Origin of the sequence: Winogradskyella aurantiaca (assembly GCF_003362725.1) — a bacterium.
In the GTDB taxonomy this organism is placed as follows: domain Bacteria; phylum Bacteroidota; class Bacteroidia; order Flavobacteriales; family Flavobacteriaceae; genus Winogradskyella_A; species Winogradskyella_A aurantiaca.
On sequence record NZ_QKTV01000010.1, the window covers coordinates 1 to 2500 of the forward strand.

Consider the following 2500-nt stretch of genomic DNA (forward strand, 5'->3'; position numbering starts at 1 on the left):
GTTCTATATTTGCGCGCTCAAAACGGTGAAGGTAGTAGTTGTTTTGGGGAGTTCTTTGAGTGGTGAAGAGGTACTAAGAAAAAAAAGTAAAATATTTTTTGGATTAGTATTGTGAGGAATAAAAAACGGTTATATATTTGCACCCGCTAAAACGGGGAACCGTTAGAGAGAAGAGAAAAAGTTCTATTGACATATTGAAATTGACAGCGTAAAACAGAGAGATCTGTTTAGAATTTAGAACAAGCCATTTTGAGAACCTTGTCAAATCTAGTCGTAAAAATTATTTAAGATTTAACGATGAAGAGTTTGATCCTGGCTCAGGATGAACGCTAGCGGCAGGCCTAACACATGCAAGTCGAACGGTAACATAAAAAAGCTTGCTTTTTTGATGACGAGTGGCGCACGGGTGCGTAACGCGTATACAATCTACCTTTTACAGGGGGATAGCCTTTAGAAATGAAGATTAATACCCCATAGAATATATAGATGGCATCATTTAAATATTAAAGTTTCGGCGGTAAAAGATGAGTATGCGTTCTATTAGCTAGTAGGTGTGGTAACGGCACACCTAGGCAACGATAGATAGGGGCCCTGAGAGGGGGATCCCCCACACTGGTACTGAGACACGGACCAGACTCCTACGGGAGGCAGCAGTGAGGAATATTGGACAATGGGCGGAAGCCTGATCCAGCCATGCCGCGTGCAGGAAGACTGCCCTATGGGTTGTAAACTGCTTTTATACGGGAAGAAACCCAGCTACGTGTAGTTGGCTGACGGTACCGTAAGAATAAGCATCGGCTAACTCCGTGCCAGCAGCCGCGGTAATACGGAGGATGCAAGCGTTATCCGGAATCATTGGGTTTAAAGGGTCCGTAGGTGGATTAATAAGTCAGAGGTGAAATCCTACAGCTTAACTGTAGAACTGCCTTTGAAACTGTTAATCTTGAATTATTGTGAAGTAGTTAGAATATGTAGTGTAGCGGTGAAATGCATAGATATTACATAGAATACCGATTGCGAAGGCAGATTACTAACAATATATTGACACTGATGGACGAAAGCGTGGGGAGCGAACAGGATTAGATACCCTGGTAGTCCACGCCGTAAACGATGGTCACTAGCTGTTCGGACTTCGGTCTGAGTGGCTAAGCGAAAGTGATAAGTGACCCACCTGGGGAGTACGTTCGCAAGAATGAAACTCAAAGGAATTGACGGGGGCCCGCACAAGCGGTGGAGCATGTGGTTTAATTCGATGATACGCGAGGAACCTTACCAGGGCTTAAATGTAAGTTGCATGATTTAGAGATAGATCTTTCTTCGGACTACTTACAAGGTGCTGCATGGTTGTCGTCAGCTCGTGCCGTGAGGTGTCAGGTTAAGTCCTATAACGAGCGCAACCCCTGTTGTTAGTTGCCAGCGAGTAATGTCGGGAACTCTAGCAAGACTGCCGGTGCAAACCGAGAGGAAGGTGGGGATGACGTCAAATCATCACGGCCCTTACGTCCTGGGCTACACACGTGCTACAATGGTAGGTACAGAGAGCAGCCACGTCGCGAGGCGGAGCGAATCTATAAAACCTATCACAGTTCGGATCGGAGTCTGCAACTCGACTCCGTGAAGCTGGAATCGCTAGTAATCGCATATCAGCCATGATGCGGTGAATACGTTCCCGGGCCTTGTACACACCGCCCGTCAAGCCATGGAAGCTGGGAGTGCCTGAAGTCCGTCACCGTAAGGAGCGGCCTAGGGTAAAATTAGTAACTAGGGCTAAGTCGTAACAAGGTAGCCGTACCGGAAGGTGCGGCTGGAACACCTCCTTTCTAGAGAAAGACGACGATAAAGAGGTGACAAGCCAAAGAGGTGGTTTGTTCTATAGCTGTCAATTTTATTATATAAAGATGCGAGATAATAGATTTAAGATAAGAGACCAAGTTCTCAGATCAAGAATCAGGGATCTCAAATCAAATAATGCAGTCTCATAGCTCAGCTGGTTAGAGCGCTACACTGATAATGTAGAGGTCGGCAGTTCGAGTCTGCCTGAGACTACGAGAGTTACCTTAAGGGGTAACGATAAGTTCATAAAAGACTGAGAAAGGAAATTCTGGAAGTTGGGTATGTAGTTATGTTTTAACTACTAACTACTCATTACTAACGACAGTAAATGGGGAATTAGCTCAGCTGGCTAGAGCGCCTGCCTTGCACGCAGGAGGTCACCGGTTCGACTCCGGTATTCTCCACAACAGAAGCTGAAAGGCTTTAGAAAGTTCATTGACATATTGAAAGAGATACATGAAAATTAGATAGAAATATTTAATAAAATTAATAATTGTAACGAGCAATTATAACTCATTAAAAAGACAAAAAGTACAATAAGCTAAACAAGAGCGTATGGGGAATGCCTAGGCTCTCAGAGGCGATGAAGGACGTGATAAGCTGCGAAAAGCTACGGGGAGTGGCACATACACTGTGATCCGTAGATATCCGAATGGGGCAACCCAGC

2 tRNA genes and 2 rRNA genes (1 of these 4 cut by a window edge) are annotated in these 2500 nt (G+C 45.0%); all 4 read left to right on the top strand.

Going from position 1 to position 2500, the window contains the following annotated elements:
* Positions 1-294: 294 nt before the first annotated feature.
* A 16S ribosomal RNA gene (locus DN064_RS14005) occupies positions 295-1820 on the top strand.
* A 152-nt stretch (positions 1821-1972) separates the two neighbouring features.
* Positions 1973-2046 (top strand) — tRNA-Ile (locus tag DN064_RS14010).
* A 117-nt stretch (positions 2047-2163) separates the two neighbouring features.
* A tRNA-Ala gene (locus tag DN064_RS14015) sits at positions 2164-2237 on the top strand.
* A 130-nt stretch (positions 2238-2367) separates the two neighbouring features.
* Positions 2368-2500 (top strand): 23S ribosomal RNA (locus DN064_RS14020); it runs 2679 nt beyond the window's last position.
* The 16S and 23S rRNA genes sit together here with 2 tRNA genes alongside, the layout of an rRNA operon.